Annotated in this window: 1 pseudogene; it reads right to left on the reverse strand. The window is 62.9% G+C overall.

Annotation, left to right across the window (positions count from 1 at the left end):
• Nucleotides 1-90 precede the first annotated feature (90 nt).
• Nucleotides 91-377: pseudogene (locus A3736_RS04250) on the reverse strand (ATP-dependent chaperone ClpB); the annotation flags it as partial.

Consider the following 377-nt stretch of genomic DNA (forward strand, 5'->3'; position numbering starts at 1 on the left):
GCTCAAAACCAAAAGGGCCCCGGGAGACCGGGGCCCTTTTTCGTTATTGCTTACGCAGTCGAGGGCGTGATGGTCGGAACGTCAGGCGTTTTACTCCACCGCCATCTCCAGCGCCCCGTCGCCTTCGTCGATCCTTACCGAGCTGCCATCGGGCACTTCACCGCGCAGCATCTTGTCGGCGAGGGGATCCTGTACGTAGCGCTGCACGGCGCGCTTCAACGGACGCGCGCCATACACCGGATCGTATCCGACCCTCCCAAGCCAGCGCTTCGCCGCATCGGTCAGGTCGAGCGTGATCTTGCGATCCTTCAGGAGCTTCTGGACCCGCACGACCTGGATTTCGACGATCGGGGCCATGTGATCCTGCCCGAGACGGT

Source organism: Erythrobacter sp. HI0063 (assembly GCF_001635685.1).
Lineage (GTDB): Bacteria > Pseudomonadota > Alphaproteobacteria > Sphingomonadales > Sphingomonadaceae > Qipengyuania.